Below are 14853 nucleotides of genomic sequence, written 5' to 3'. Positions count from 1 at the left end.
AAAAAACTCGCCTGGGCGGTTCATAGCGCTGAAAACAATGCTCTTTTACGCGCGTGCGCTATAGAACGAACCTGGCTGCTGCCGTAACAAGCTGGTTCAGAAAGCGTAAGTCGAAAATAAAAAAGGAGCGGCACAGGGCCACTCCTTTTCAGCGCTTTCCGACTATCTGCCCTCGCGGGCTGCTAATCAGAAGTTTTCGTTAGTTTCGCTGGCTTCGTTGGCATCATCTTTGTCAGCCACGAAGTCTGGCGTCGTGTCCGGATTGTTCATCAGCGTAGCGCGCAGCTTGTTTTCGATCTCGGTAGCCACAGCCGGGTTCTCTTTCAGGAAGTTGCCGGCGTTTGCCTTACCCTGACCGATTTTATCGCCGTTGTAGCTGTACCAGGCACCCGCTTTTTCAATCAGCTTGTGCTTCACGCCAAGGTCTACCAGCTCGCCGTAGATATTGATGCCTTCGCCGTACATAATCTGGAACTCAGCCTGCTTGAACGGCGCGGCGATTTTGTTTTTCACCACTTTCACGCGGGTTTCGCTACCGACGACTTCGTCACCCTCTTTAATCGCGCCGATACGGCGGATATCCAGACGGACAGAGGCGTAGAATTTCAGCGCGTTACCGCCGGTAGTGGTTTCCGGGTTACCGAACATCACGCCGATTTTCATACGGATCTGGTTGATGAAGATCAGCAGCGTGTTGGAGTTCTTCAGGTTACCGGCCAGCTTACGCATAGCCTGGCTCATCATACGAGCCGCCAGACCCATATGCGAGTCGCCGATTTCGCCTTCGATTTCCGCTTTCGGCGTCAGCGCCGCCACGGAGTCAACGATGATTACGTCAACCGCGCCGGAACGCGCCAGCGCATCACAGATTTCCAGCGCCTGCTCACCGGTGTCCGGCTGCGAGCAGAGCAGATTATCAATGTCCACGCCCAGCTTTTTAGCGTAAACCGGATCGAGCGCATGCTCGGCATCGATAAAGGCGCAGGTTTTGCCCTTGCGCTGTGCAGACGCGATAACCTGTAACGTCAGCGTGGTTTTACCGGAAGATTCCGGCCCGTAAATTTCGACGATACGGCCCATTGGCAGGCCGCCCGCGCCCAGCGCGATATCCAGCGAAAGCGAACCGGTAGAGATGGTTTCCACATCCATAGTGCGGTCTTCACCCAGGCGCATGATGGAGCCTTTACCAAATTGCTTTTCAATCTGGCCCAGCGCTGCTGCCAGTGCTTTTTGCTTGTTTTCGTCAATAGCCATTTCCACTCCTAATCACGCGGGGGTAAAGCACGCTTTCGCGGCTTCGTGTCTCAATCAATATGGGTGCAATTATACTGTATAGTCATACAGTATCAAGCTTAATTTTTAAGAAAATGGTCACGTAGCGTCAACAGCGCATAAGCCGTGGCCTGACGTCGAACGGCCTCTCTGTCGCCCGCAAAAATTTTGCGCTGCGCCAGCGAGTTAGCGCCTTCCGCTGCGAAGCCGAACCACACCGTTCCCACCGGTTTTCCTGCCGTTCCGCCATCGGGGCCAGCGATGCCGCTGACGGCTACGGCATACTGCGCGCAGGCCTGTTTAAGCGCCCCTTCCGCCATCTCTGTCACCACCTGTTCGCTGACCGCGCCAAAGCTTTCCAGCGAGGCGGCCGTCACGCCCACCAGCGTCTGCTTGGCCTCATTGCTGTAGGTGACAAAGCCCCGCTCAAACCATTGTGAACTGCCGGCGACGTCGGTAATCACTTTTGCTATCCAACCGCCCGTACAGGATTCCGCCGCGGTAACCGTGGCATTAAGGCGCTGTAAATGCTGACCGATTTCCTGGCTTAACAGGCGCAATTCGCTGTCCGTCATTCTTGTTCCCTGCTTGCTTATCGTAAGAATGAAGATTAGCACTTTTTAGCCAGGCGCGAAGAGACAAAGGCGGGATTTGCGAACCGCTTTCATAAAGTCAGTCAGGAAAAGCGTTGTAGAAACAGGCGATTGCCCGGCAACGCGCCGCCGGGCGATCGGGAGGTAAAACTGGCGTTACTGACGGGCGTCGCGTACGGCCTGGCCCAGCTGCCACACGGCCATCGCATAGTGATTGCTGTGGTTATAGCGGGTAATAACGTAAAAATTCGGCAACCCGTACCAGTATTGATAGTAAGTGCCCATATCAAAACGCAGCAGGCTGACCTGCTGATTGTCCTGTAGCGGCACCTGCGGCGACAAACCGGCGGCAGAGAGCTGCGCGGCCGTATAGCGGGTTTTGAAGCCCGTTTCCAGCTGCGACGCTTCGCCGTTAGCCGGTACGGCTACGGTGCCGCCTTTTATCCAGCCGTGCGCGCTGAAATAGTGGGCCACGCTGCCTATTGCATCTACAGGATCCCAAAGATTGATATGGCCGTCGCCATTGAAATCAACGGCGTATTGCTTAAAGGCAGAAGGCATAAACTGGCCGTAGCCCATGGCGCCAGCGAACGAGCCGCGTAAATCAAGCGGATCGTCGTTCTCTTCTTTCGCCATCAGCAGGAAGGTTTCCAGCTCGCCGCTAAAGTACTCGGCGCGACGAGGATAGGCGAACGCCAGCGTCGCCAGCGCATCGATAATACGCGTTTTACCCATTACGCGTCCCCAGCGGGTTTCGACGCCGATAATGCCGACGATGATTTCCGGCGGCACGCCGTAAACTTCCGAGGCGCGATTGAGCGCGTCCTGATATTGATTCCAGAACTGGACGCCGTTCTGCACGTTATCCGGCACGATAAATTTTTTGCGATAGCGGATCCAGGCGCCGTTCGGGCCGGAGGGTGCCTGATAAGAAGGCGCCTGCCGATCCATCAGCCGCAGCACCCAATCCAGCCGCTTCGCCTGCGCCAGCACGTTATGCAGCTGCTGACGGTTAAAACCGTGTTCGCGCACCATTTTATCGATAAAGGCTTCGGCCGTCGGGCTGTTGGCGAAATCGCCGTCCAGCGGCGCTACGTTATGCTCGGGATCCAGTAAAAAGCTGTTGTTGCCCCGAAAAGGATTGCCGTGAGGCTCAGGCGCAGGGGCTTTACTGCTGCAGGCGGAAAGCAGCAGCAGCGCGGGCAAAAATGAGGCCAGATAACGCATTGAATATCCAGAGTGCAAAACGGAAAAGTAGCATTCATGTTAGAACATCGCCAGCCATTCTGAAAACAGATGTTATGTAAATCTGCCGCTTTTTTCCTTTCTCTTTTCCTGCGCGGCCAGACGGCGTAAACTCGCTGCTGCCATTAAAATAAAACGCCATTTCATTTAATAGAAAATAGCATTTTATCAAATCAGGAGGAGTAATGAGCAAACAGGCTGCGGTGCTGCTGGCGCCGGGATTCGAAGAGGCGGAGGCCTTTATTATTATTGATATATTAAACCGTCTGCACGTTAAGGTAACGACTGTCGCCTGCCATGATACGCGTGAGGTGCCCAGCTACCATGCCGTGCCGGTGGTAGCGGATGTTCTGCTGGCGGGCCTGGATAAAGAGTTTGACGCCGTGGTTATCCCTGGCGGGCCGGAAGGCACCGTTAACCTGGCGGCCAACCCGCTGGTCACGGCGTTTATTCGCCGTCATGACGAAGCGGGAAAATGGATTGCGCCGATCTGTTCCGCTGCCGCGCGCGTGCTGGGCGGCAATCATCTGTTGAAGGGCCGTCGCTATACCTGCTCAGGTGATTTGTATAAGGGCGTTACCGATGGCGTTTATAGTGCGGAGGAGGTGGTGGAAGACGGCAACCTGCTGAGCGGCAAAGGGCTGGGCAAAAGTTTTGAGTTCGCCTTTCAGCTGGCCTGGCGCCTGACCGACGATACCGAAACGGCCGATTTCCAGGCTGACCACATCTATTTTGACCACTGGCGCTCTTACAGCGGGCTAAACGCCAGCTAGTCTGTGCTGTCGGCAGGCGCCCTCGCCCGCCGACCTTTACAGCGTCAGCAACTCGCGGCTGATAGCGGCTACCGATTTCGCCCCGGTCAGCATCCTCGCCCGCCAACCTCTACAGCGTCAGCGACTCGCGGCTGATAGCGGCTACCGATTTCGCCCCGGTCAGCATCCTCGCCCGCCAACCTTTACAGCGTCAGCGACTCGCGGCTGATGTCGGCTACCGATTTCGCGCCGGTCAGCGTCATCGCCACGCGCATCTCTTTTTCCATCAGCGAGAGCAGATTCACCACGCCAGCTTCGCCCGCTGCGGCCAGCGCATAGACAAAGGCTCGGCCCAGCAGCACGCTGTCCGCGCCCAGCGCCAGCATCCGCACCACGTCCAGCCCGGTTCGTATCCCTGAATCCGCCAGGATCTTAATGTCGCCTTTTACCGCATCGGCAATGGCGGGCAGCGCACGCGCGGTAGAAAGCACGCCGTCCAGCTGACGGCCGCCGTGGTTAGACACCACAATGCCATCGGCGCCGAAGCTCACGGCATCCTTCGCATCCTGCGGATCGAGAATGCCCTTAATGATCATTGGCCCTTGCCAGAACTCACGGATCCACTCCAAATCTTTCCAGCAGATAGAGGGATCGAAGTTGGCGCCCAGCCAGCCAATGTAGTCTTCCAGCGTGGTCGGATGGCCGCGATAGGCCGAGACATTGCCCAGATCGTGCGGCTTGCCGTTCAGGCCCACATCCCACGCCCACTGCGGATGCAGCATGGCCTGCACCATCCGGCGGAAAGCCGCGTTCGGCCCGCTCATGCCGGAATGCGCATCGCGGTAGCGCGCGCCAGGCACCGGCATATCCACGGTAAAGACCAGCGTTTTTACCCCTGCGGCTTTGGCCCGCTCCAGCGCGTTTCGCATAAAGCCACGGTCTTTTAAGACGTAAAGCTGGAACCACATAGGCCGTGAAATCGCCGGCGCGACCTCTTCGATGGGACAGACGGAAACGGTGGAAAGCGTAAAGGGAATGCCCATTTTTGCCGCCGCGCGCGCCGCCTGCACTTCGCCACGCCGTGCATACATGCCCGTCAGTCCTACCGGCGCGAGAATGACCGGCATCGCCAGCTTCTCGTCGAACAGCGTGGTTTCCAGGCTCAGCTCGGCCATATTTTTCAGGATGCGCTGGCGTAGCGCGATATCGGCCAGATCGGCCGTATTGCGCCTGAGGGTGTGCTCGCTATAGGCACCGCCGTCGATATAGTGGAAAAGGAAAGGCGGCAGCCTGCGCCGTGCCGCTGCCCGGTAATCCGTTGATGCGGAAATGATCATCTGGTTTCCTGCCTTGTTAAAACGCTCGGCTTCATCGCGAAGCAAAGTAAACGAGCCGCGAGAGCGGCCCGGAAGAACAGGCAGTGTAGTCGAGACGGAAAACGGATACGCTGACCCACATCTCAACATTTTGGCAACAAACCAGACGATCGCCTTTTTTGCACAAGGTAACGCCGCACAACTAACGGCGATTGCGTACCAGCTGATAGCGCCGCGTCAAATATTCCAGCGGCACGCTCCAGATATGCACCAGGCGGCAGAACGGAAACAGCAGGAACAGCGTCATGCCCAGTACCATATGCACGCGGTAAATCAGCGCCACGCCTTCCAGATGCTGCGACGCGCCCGCATGGAAGGTCACGATCGCCTGCGCCCAGCCGACCAGCTTCATCATTTCGCTGCCATCCATATGCTGCGCGGAGAAAGGAATGGTCAGCAGCCCCAGCGTGGCCTGCGCTACCAGCAGCGTCAGGATCAGGATATCGCCGGCGCTGCTGGTGGCCCTGACGCGCGGATTGAGCAGGCGACGCTTAAGCAGCAGCCCGCCGCCCGCCAGCGTCAGCAAACCGCAAACGCCGCCGGCCACCATCGCCAGCTTCTGCTTGGCGGCGATCGGCAGAAAAGCCTCGTACATCCAGTGCGGCGTCAGCAGGCCGACGAAATGGCCGAAGAGAATACCAATGATGCCGATATGAAACAGGTTGGAGGCGAGCCGCATCCCTTTTTTATCCAGCATCTGGCTGGAGCCGGCGCGCCAGCTGTACTGGCCATAGTCGTAGCGCAGCCAGCTGCCAATCAGGAAAACGCTGCCTGCGATATAAGGATAAATATCGAAAAAGAAACCTGAGAGAAAATTCATGATGAACGCCCCGTGGATGTTGTCATTGCCGCCACGTCCAGATACTGCGGCGCGACGGCGTCGGCAAAGCGGCGCTGATGCGCGGCCTGCTGGGCGGAAGCACAACCCTGCTCGCCGAGAAATTTGATCTGCTCCTCTTCCCAGACCGCATCCAGCGCCGCTGGCGTATCGTCGCGGGCCTCTTTATGGATTTTCGGCGTCAGGTCATCTACCGCCAGCCCGGCCCCGGAGAGCGCCAGCAGCACGGTGAACAGCTCGCTATAGCGGCTTTGACGCTGTTTTAGCCTGGCGGCCAGCAGCGCGAGGATTGGCGCCACGTCGGCCAGGCCAGCGCGGGCGCGGGTGACGTCAAGGCTGGCCAGATACTCCAGATAGAGCGGCAGAAAATCGGGCAGCTCTTTCGCGCTCAGCTCCAGGCCGTCGGCGCGATATTGCTCCAGCAGATCGACCATTGCCTGGCCGCGATCGCGCGACTCGCCGTGAACATGCTCGAACAGCAGCAAAGAGGTGGCCCGACCGCGATCGAACAGCTCGCAATAGTCGGCCTGCCTGTCCAGCAGCGAGCCTGCGCAGAATTCCGTAATAAAATCGGTGAGCTGCGCGCGCTGCGCGGCATCAAGCTCGCTGCCCGCTTTCAGCGCCGCCAGCATTTCAGCCTGATGCGTAAAGAGCGCTTCATCGGGATAATCCAGCAGCCGGGCGACGATACGTAGCGTGATCATGGCTGCTCCTCCTGCGTTTTTTTGCCAATATCAATCGCGTCGATACGGCGGCTGTTAAACAGGTTGAAGCGACCGTCGCTGCCGTGGCAGCCATCGCCGAAGCTGAAGCCGCAGCCTTTGCTTTCAGGGAAAGCTTCCCGCGCCAGTTCACGATGGCTGGAAGGCACCACGAAACGATCTTCATAATTGGCGATGGCCAGATAGCGGTACATCTCCTGCGCCTGCGCTTCGCTTAAGCCGACCTGTTTCAGCGCCCGCGTGTCGACAAGGTTATCGACGGTTTCCGCGCGTTTATAATGACGCATGGCCAGCATTCTCTTTAGCGCCAGCAAAACCGGCGCGGTATCGCCCGCCGTCAGCAGGTTCGCCAGGTACTGCACGGGAATGCGCAGGCTTTCCACGTCCGGCAGAATACCGTTGTGCGGCAGGTCGCCCGCGTCCGCCGCGCTCTGAATGGGCGACAGCGGCGGCACGTACCAGACCATCGGCAGCGTGCGGTATTCCGGATGCAGCGGCAGCGCCAGCTTCCACTCCATCGCCATTTTATAAACCGGCGAGCGTTGCGCTGCGTCAATCACGCTTTGCGGGATACCTTCTTTTAACGCTTCGGCAATCACATCGGGATCGTGGGGATCGAGGAAGATCGCCCTCTGGCTTTCATAAAGATCCTGTTCATGCTCGCTCGCTGCCGCTTCTTCAATACGATCCGCGTCGTACAAAAGCACGCCAAGATAGCGGATGCGCCCTACGCAGGTTTCGGAACAGACCGTGGGCTGGCCCGCTTCAATACGCGGATAGCAGAAAATACACTTCTCCGATTTGCCGCTTTTCCAGTTGAAGTAGATTTTTTTATAGGGACAGCCGGTCAGGCACATGCGCCAGCCGCGACACTTGTCCTGATCGATCAGCACGATACCGTCTTCGCCGCGCTTATAGATGGCACCGCTTGGGCAGGTCGCCACGCACGCCGGGTTCAGGCAGTGCTCGCACAGGCGCGGCAGATAGGCCATAAAGGTGTGTTCAAACTGGCCGTACATCTCTTTCTGGATGTTATCGAAATTTTTATCCTGCGAGCGTTTGGAAAACTCGCCGCCAAGGATCTCTTCCCAGTTCGGGCCATTTTCGATTTTTTTCATCCGCTTGCCGGTGATCAGCGAGCGCGGCCGCGCTATCGGCTGATGTTTACCAGCGGGCGCATTGTGTAAATGCTGATAGTCGTAGTCGAACGGCTCATAGTAATCGTCCAGCGCGGGCACATCCGGGTTAGCGAAAATTTTCGACAGCAGCCCGACGCGGTTGCCCATTCGCGGCACCAGCCTGCCGTTGATTTTACGGATCCAGCCGCCCTTCCATTTTTCCTGATCTTCCCATGCCTGCGGATAGCCGACGCCCGGCTTGCTTTCAACGTTGTTAAACCAGGCGTATTCCATCCCTTCACGGCTGGTCCAGACGTTTTTACAGGTCACGGAACAGGTGTGGCAGCCGATACATTTATCCAGATTCAGCACCATGCCGACCTGCGAGCGAATTTTCATGATTTTCTCCCCTTGCCGCCCTGGCAGTCGTCGTTACCTTCACCGTCCAGCCAGTGAACGTGATTCATTTTGCGCACCACCACGAACTCATCGCGATTGGACCCTACGGTGCCGTAATAGTTAAAGCCGTAGGAAAGCTGCGCGTAGCCGCCGATCATATGAGTTGGTTTAGGACAGGCGCGGGTCACGGAGTTATGAATGCCGCCGCGCTGGCCGGTAATTTCCGAACCGGGAATGTTCACAATGCGTTCCTGCGCGTGGTACATCATGGTCATGCCCGCCGGTACGCGCTGGCTGACCACTGCGCGAGCGGTCAGCGATCCGTTGGCGTTAAAGGCTTCAATCCAGTCGTTGTCCGCAATCCCCAGTTCCTGCGCATCCTCTTCGCTCATCCAGACGATTGGCCCGCCGCGCGACAGCGTCAGCATTAGCAGGTTGTCGCTGTAGGTAGAGTGAATGCCCCATTTCTGGTGCGGCGTCAGGAAGTTCAGCGCCTTTTCCGGATTGCCGTTCGGCTTTTTGTTCAGCAACGGTTTGGCCGCCCTGGTATCAATAGGGGGACGATAAACCAGCAGGCTTTCGCCAAAGGCGCGCATCCACTCGTGATCCTGATAAAGCTGCTGGCGTCCGCTGAGCGTGCGCCACGGGATCAGCTCATGCACGTTGGTATAACAGGCGTTGTAGGAGACGTGCTCGTCTTCCAGTCCCGACCAGGTGGGGCTGGAGATAATTTTGCGCGGCTGCGCCTGGATATCGCGGAAGCGAATTTTTTCGTCTTCTTTGTTCAGCGCCAGATGGGTGTGGTCGCGGCCGGTAATGTCGCTCAGCGCCTGCCAGGCTTTTACCGCTACCTGACCGTTGGTTTCCGGCGCGAGGGATAAAATGACCTCGGCCGCATCGATGGCGCTGTCGATATTCGGCCGACCGACGGCCGGGCCATCCGTCTTGACGTAGTTCAGCTCTTTAAGGAAATCGACCTCTTTTTGCGTGTTCCAGCTGATGCCCTTACCGCCGTTGCCCAGCTTGTCCAGCAGCGGGCCAAGCGAGGTAAAGCGTTCCCAGGTGGCCGGATAGTCGCGCTCTACGGCAATAATGTGCGGCGCGGTTTTGCCGGGGATCAGGTCGCACTCGCCTTTTTTCCACTCTTTAACGTCAAAAGGCTGCGCCAGCTCCGCCGGCGAATCGTGCTGCACCGGCAGCGTGACGATATCGGTTTCCACACCGAGATGCCCCGGACAAAGCTCCGAGAAGCGTTTGGCGATGCCTTTATAGATCTCCCAGTCGCTTTTCGCTTCCCAGGCCGGATCGACCGCCGCCGACAGCGGATGAATAAACGGATGCATATCCGAAGTATTCATATCGTCCTTTTCATACCAGGTGGCGGTAGGCAGCACGATATCGGAATAGAGACAGGTACTGGACAGGCGGAAATCCAGCGTTACCACCAGATCCAGCTTGCCCTCGCCGCCTTTCTCCTGCCATTCCACTTCTTCCGGCTTCACGCCGCCCTGCACGCCTAAATCTTTACCCTGAATGCTGTTTTCCGTGCCCAGCAGATATTTGAGCATGTACTCATGGCCTTTGCCGGACGATCCCAGCAGGTTGGAGCGCCAGACAAACAGGTTACGCGGGAAGTTCTGCGGATTGTCCGGCTGCTCGGCGGCAAAGCGCAGCGTGCCGGTTTTCAGGCTTTCCACGGTGAAATCCACCGGCGGCATCCCGGCCGCTTTCGCCTGCGCGGCGATGTTCAGCGGATTGCCGTTCAGCTGCGGCGCGGAAGGCAGCCAGCCCATGCGCTCGGAACGCACGTTAAAGTCGATTAAACTGCCGCCGTAGCGCTTTTTATCGGCCAGCGGCGAGAGCAGCTCGCTGGTCTGCACGGTTTCGTAGCGCCACTGGCTGGAATGGTTATAGAAGAACGAGGTGCTGTTCATATGGCGCGGCGGACGCTGCCAGTCGAGCGCGAAAGCCAGCGGCGTCCAGCCGGTCTGCGGCCGCAGTTTTTCCTGACCGACATAGTGCGCCCAGCCGCCGCCGCTCTGCCCCACGCAGCCGCAGAAGATCAGCATATTGATCAGCCCACGGTAGTTCATATCCATGTGATACCAGTGGTTCATCCCGGCGCCAACGATAATCATCGAGCGGCCGCGCGTTTTTTCCGCGTTGTCGGCAAACTCGCGCGCCAGCCGAATGATATTCTGCCGCGACACGCCGGTGATCTGCTCGGCCCAGGCCGGGCTGTAGGCTTTGATCTCGTCATAGCTGCCTGCGCAGTTTTCGTCGTGCAGACCACGATCCAGCCCGTAGTTCGCCAGCGTCAGATCATACACGCTGGCGACCAGCGCAGCGCTGCCGTCGGCCAGCTGCAAACGCTTCACCGGCAGCTTGTGCAGCAGGATCTCCTCCAGCGGCACGCTGCTGAAGTTTTCGCTTTCCAGGCCGCCGAAATAGGGAAAGCCGACCTCGGCGATCTCGTCATGGCTGCCCAGCAGGCTAAGCTGAAGCGTGACTTCCCGCTGCGAGCCACCTTCACGCGACTCCAGGTTCCACTTGCCTTTTTCTCCCCAGCGATAGCCGATGGATCCCTGCGGCGCCACCAGCTCACCGCTCTCCTGGTCTATGGCGATGGTTTTCCACTGCGGGTTGTTTTCCTGCCCCAGGTTATCAATCAGATCGCTGGCGCGGAGCTGGCGTCCGGCGGCGTAGTAGCCGCCCTCGCGCGGCTCCAGCAGCACCAGCATCGGCATATCGGTATAGCGGCGCACGTAGTCACGGAAATAAGGCACCTCGCGCTCAAGGTGAAACTCCTTCAGCATCACGTGTCCTAAAGCCAGCGCCAGCGCGCTGTCGGTGCCCTGCTTAGGATTCAGCCACTGATCGCACAGCTTGGCGACCTCGGCATAGTCAGGCGTGATCGCCACGGTTTTGGTGCCCTTGTAGCGCACCTCGGTAAAGAAATGAGCATCCGGCGTGCGCGTCTGCGGCACGTTAGAGCCCCAGGCGATAATATAAGAAGAGTTATACCAGTCGGCCGATTCCGGCACGTCGGTCTGCTCGCCCCAGGTCATGGGCGAAGCGGGCGGCAAATCGCAATACCAGTCATAAAAACTCAGGCAGACGCCGCCGATCAGCGACAGATAGCGCGCGCCTGCGGCATAGGAAACCATCGACATCGCCGGGATCGGTGAAAAGCCGATAATGCGATCCGGGCCGAAGGTTTTCGCCGTATAGATATTGGATGCCGCGATCAGCTCGTTGACCTCCTGCCAGCTTGACCGGACGAAGCCGCCGCGACCGCGAGCGATCTTATAGCTCTGCGCTTTTTGCGGATCGCTGACGATCGATCCCCAGGCCGCGACCGGATCCTGATGATCCGCTTTGGCTTCGCGCCACAGCTTGAGCAGCTTTTTGCGCATCAGCGGATATTTCAGGCGGTTGGCGCTGTAGAGATACCAGGAGTAGCTGGCGCCGCGAGGACAGCCGCGCGGCTCGTGATTCGGCAAATCCGGTCGGGTGCGCGGATAGTCGGTTTGCTGTGTTTCCCACGTGACGAGGCCATTTTTGACGTAAATTTTCCAGCTGCAGGAGCCGGTGCAGTTTACGCCATGCGTGGAGCGCACGATTTTATCGTGCTGCCAGCGGCTACGGTAGCCCTCTTCCCAGTCGCGATTGGTGTTGAGTGTCTGGCCATGTTGACCAGCAAAGGGTTCCGCCAGCTGTTTAAAGTAGCGAAACCTGTCGAGAAATTTGCTCATCCGGAAAACTCCTGAAGGCTTAGGTGATATTGCTCAGGCGGCGGAGGGACATTGCCTCCGCACGTTATCAAAATTTATTTTTGCGGCCGTAAACCAGCCAGGTGACGCCAACGCAAAGCAGATAGAAGGCGAGGAAGATTTTCATCGCGCCCGTCGGCGTACCCAGCATGGACAGCGAAAGGCCAAACGTCTGCGGAATGAAAAAGCCGCCCAGCGCGCCGATAGCGGAGATAAAACCGAGCGCGGCGGAGGTTTCGGTCACTGCTTCCCGCTGCGCAGTCTCTATGCCTTTCCCTTCCGCGCTCGCCTTCTCCAGGGTGAGCTTGCGGAAAATCACGGCGATCATCTGATAGGTCGAGCCGCTACCCAGGCCGGCGGTTAAAAACAATCCCATAAACACGGCGAAAAAGGCGCTAAAGGATCCGCTGGTTCCTTCCCCCGGCAGCGTCAGGAACAGCAGCGCGGCAAACAGCGCCATCAGCACAAAGTTAGCCAGCGTCACGCGTACGCCGCCCAGCCTGTCGGAAATAATGCCGCCCGCCGACCGCGCCAGCGCGCCCAGCAGCGGGCCGAAAAAGGCGTAGTGAAGAATGCTGATATCCGGAAACTGCGTTTTGGCGAGCATGGCGAAACCGGCGGAAAAGCCGATAAAAGAGCCAAAAGTCGCCAGGTAAAGCAGCGCCATCACCCACAGGTGGCCGCGTTTCAACACCGGCAGCTGCTCGCGCAGAGAAGATTTCGCCGCCGCCAGGTCGTTCATGCCGAACCAGGCCGCCAGCGTCGCGACAAGCAGGAACGGCACCCAGATCCACGCGGCGTTTTGCAGCCAGATCGTTTCGCCGCTGCTGGTGTGCTGCGCGCCGCCGCCGAAGGCGCCGAAAACGGCAATGGAAACGGCCAGCGGGGCGGCGAACTGCATTACGCTGACGCCCAGGTTGCCCAGACCGCCGTTGATGCCCAGCGCCCCGCCCTGCTGCGCTTTAGGAAAAAAGAAGCTGATATTGCCCATGCTGGAGGCAAAGTTCGCGCCCGCAAAGCCGCACAGCAGCGCGATCAGCACAAAAATGCTGAAAGCGGTGCTGGTGTCCTGCACGGCAAACCCAAGCCACAGGCAAGGGACCAGCAGGATACCGGTGCTGAAAGCCGTCCAGCGCCGTCCGCCGAACACGGGGATCACAAAAGAGTAAGGGATCCGCAGCAGCGCGCCTGAAATGGAAGGCAGCGCCGTCAGCAGAAAAAGCTGCTCGGTGGTAAAGGTGAAGCCAACTTTGTTCAGGTTCACTGCAACGGCGCTGAACAGCATCCAGACGCAGAAAGCGAGCAGCAAACAGAAAACGGAAATCCACAGGTTACGGTTGGCGATGCGTTTTCCACGCTGCTGCCAGAACCGCTCGTTTTCCGGCTGCCAGTCCTGGATAACGGCACCGTTTTCTTCGGGTTGAAGAGGGGCAAGTTGCGTCATAGTCATCTCCGGTTTGAATGGAGCGCATTCTGCTTAACCGCTTCTGACGCCGGGTTGACGCAAATCAACGTGGATGCAGGTGATCTTTTGCCTCCGTGCTGCCGCTGCGCCTGGATGAGTAGAGACATATCGGAAACATATTTATAAAATTCATGTAATTACTACGCACAGCGGGCGCTTTTTTCAGTTAGACTGCGGAAGGAAGAAATTTATGGTTACTCCCTTAGTGGTATAGGGTTAACGTTTTTAATCGGTAAGATTAAGAAGCTAACCGGGAATCATTCGCCGCCCTCTGACTGTGGAAAATCCAAGCGTGAAAGAAGAAGCCGCCACTATCCTGCTGATTGACGATCATCCGCTGCTGCGGAACGGCGTTAAACAGTTGATTGAAATGGAAGAAAGTTTGCAGGTTATCGCAGAAGCCAGCGACGGCGCGCAGGGCGTCGTACTGGCGGAACAGCATGACCCCGACCTGATCCTTTTGGATCTGAATATGCCAGGCATGAACGGGCTGGATACGCTGGTGCAGCTGCGCACCATCGAGCTTTCCGGGCGCATCGTGGTATTCAGCGTTTCCGATCATGAAGATGACGTGGTAAACGCGTTAAAACACGGCGCGGATGGTTATCTGCTGAAGGATATGGAGCCGGAAGCGTTGCTGAAAGCGCTGCATCAGGCCGCCGCCGGCCAGATGGTGTTAAGCGAAAAGCTGACCAACGTGCTGGTGGCCAGCCTGCGTGAATCACGCCCGACAGAAGCGCGCGATGTGGAACAGCTGACGCGCCGCGAACGCGATATTCTGAAGCTAATCACGCTGGGGATGACCAATAAGGCCATTGCCCGCAAGCTGTCGATTACGGAAAGCACGGTAAAAGTGCACGTTAAACATCTGCTGAAAAAAATGAAGCTGAAATCCCGGGTGGAAGCGGCCGTCTGGGCGCTGCAAAACGGCCACGGGTAAAGCCGGATTCAATGTAGCCTGGCAGCAAGATTGCGATCGCTGTCGACATTTGTATCAGCGCCTGCAACCGTTTCTTCCTGGTCAGCATAAAATACCATCTCTTCCCGTCGCCAGCTGACCCATCGCTCTATAATTCTCTGTAATGACTGACGAAACATCCATTATACACCTTCTTTAAAGACAAAGGCCGGTTTAGCGCGCCTCGCCATGCAACCAATCAATAAAATAAAAACTGCGGCAAATAACCTGCCGCATGCGCTTAACGCGCAAATAAACCCATTAATTCCTGGCCTTTAATTAATACTGAAATCTCTTTTTTAATACAGCATCTTATAATAAAAAAACTAACAATTCAGCACA

At 57.6% G+C, this 14853-nt stretch carries 11 protein-coding genes; 2 read left to right on the top strand and 9 right to left on the bottom strand.

The window, feature by feature from the left end:
• Positions 1 to 186: 186 nt before the first annotated feature.
• The 3 genes from recA to mltB form a co-directional block, all read right to left on the bottom strand.
• The gene (gene recA / locus QZH36_RS10330) at positions 187 to 1254 is read right to left on the bottom strand and encodes a recombinase RecA (RefSeq protein ID WP_253458981.1); all 1068 of its coding nucleotides are present in this window, start codon (positions 1252 to 1254) and stop codon (positions 187 to 189) included.
• A 98-nt stretch (positions 1255 to 1352) separates the two neighbouring features.
• Positions 1353 to 1847: a nicotinamide-nucleotide amidase gene (gene pncC / locus QZH36_RS10325; RefSeq protein WP_253458978.1), complete on the bottom strand. Its 495-nt coding sequence runs from the start codon at positions 1845 to 1847 to the stop codon at positions 1353 to 1355.
• 174 nt (positions 1848 to 2021) lie between these two features.
• Positions 2022 to 3092, bottom strand: coding sequence for a lytic murein transglycosylase B (mltB, locus tag QZH36_RS10320; RefSeq protein WP_301730143.1), 1071 nt, complete (start codon positions 3090 to 3092; stop codon positions 2022 to 2024).
• Positions 3093 to 3295: 203 nt separating this feature from the next.
• Between mltB and QZH36_RS10315 the strand changes: the two genes are divergently transcribed.
• Positions 3296 to 3883, top strand: a complete 588-nt coding sequence (locus tag QZH36_RS10315) for a DJ-1/PfpI family protein (protein WP_253458972.1) — start codon at positions 3296 to 3298, stop codon at positions 3881 to 3883.
• Between the two features lie 182 nt (positions 3884 to 4065).
• Here the strand turns inward: QZH36_RS10315 and lldD are convergent, their stop codons facing one another.
• The 6 genes from lldD to QZH36_RS10285 form a co-directional block, all read right to left on the bottom strand.
• A complete protein-coding gene (lldD, locus tag QZH36_RS10310) occupies positions 4066 to 5199 on the bottom strand; it encodes an FMN-dependent L-lactate dehydrogenase LldD (RefSeq protein ID WP_301730140.1) in 1134 nt (377 codons plus the stop codon).
• Between the two features lie 181 nt (positions 5200 to 5380).
• Positions 5381 to 6058 (bottom strand): respiratory nitrate reductase subunit gamma, encoded by a 678-nt coding sequence (narI, locus tag QZH36_RS10305; protein ID WP_253458965.1) that lies wholly within the window; start codon positions 6056 to 6058, stop codon positions 5381 to 5383.
• Positions 6055 to 6780 carry a nitrate reductase molybdenum cofactor assembly chaperone gene (narJ, locus tag QZH36_RS10300; RefSeq protein ID WP_301252614.1) on the bottom strand — a complete coding sequence of 242 codons (726 nt, stop codon included), beginning with the start codon at positions 6778 to 6780 and terminating at the stop codon, positions 6055 to 6057. Before narJ ends, narI begins: the two co-directional genes overlap by 4 nt.
• Positions 6777 to 8315, bottom strand: a complete 1539-nt coding sequence (narH, locus tag QZH36_RS10295; protein WP_301730139.1) for a nitrate reductase subunit beta — start codon at positions 8313 to 8315, stop codon at positions 6777 to 6779. The genes narJ and narH overlap by 4 nt, the downstream gene beginning before the upstream one ends.
• The gene (locus QZH36_RS10290) at positions 8312 to 12070 is read right to left on the bottom strand and encodes a nitrate reductase subunit alpha (RefSeq protein ID WP_301730138.1); all 3759 of its coding nucleotides are present in this window, start codon (positions 12068 to 12070) and stop codon (positions 8312 to 8314) included. Before QZH36_RS10290 ends, narH begins: the two co-directional genes overlap by 4 nt.
• A 67-nt stretch (positions 12071 to 12137) precedes the next feature.
• Positions 12138 to 13532, bottom strand: a complete 1395-nt coding sequence (locus QZH36_RS10285; RefSeq protein WP_253458953.1) for a NarK family nitrate/nitrite MFS transporter — start codon at positions 13530 to 13532, stop codon at positions 12138 to 12140.
• Between the two features lie 313 nt (positions 13533 to 13845).
• Here QZH36_RS10285 and narL point away from each other — a divergent pair, with 313 nt between their 5' ends.
• Entirely contained in the window at positions 13846 to 14493 is a 648-nt protein-coding gene (gene narL / locus QZH36_RS10280; RefSeq protein WP_253458950.1) for a two-component system response regulator NarL, read from the top strand.
• Positions 14494 to 14853: the final 360 nt, after the last annotated feature.

This window comes from Erwinia wuhanensis, from assembly GCF_030484085.1.
GTDB lineage: Bacteria > Pseudomonadota > Gammaproteobacteria > Enterobacterales > Enterobacteriaceae > Erwinia > Erwinia aeris.
Note: the sequence above shows the minus strand (reverse complement) of the source record. Positions and strands in the feature narration are given on the sequence as shown.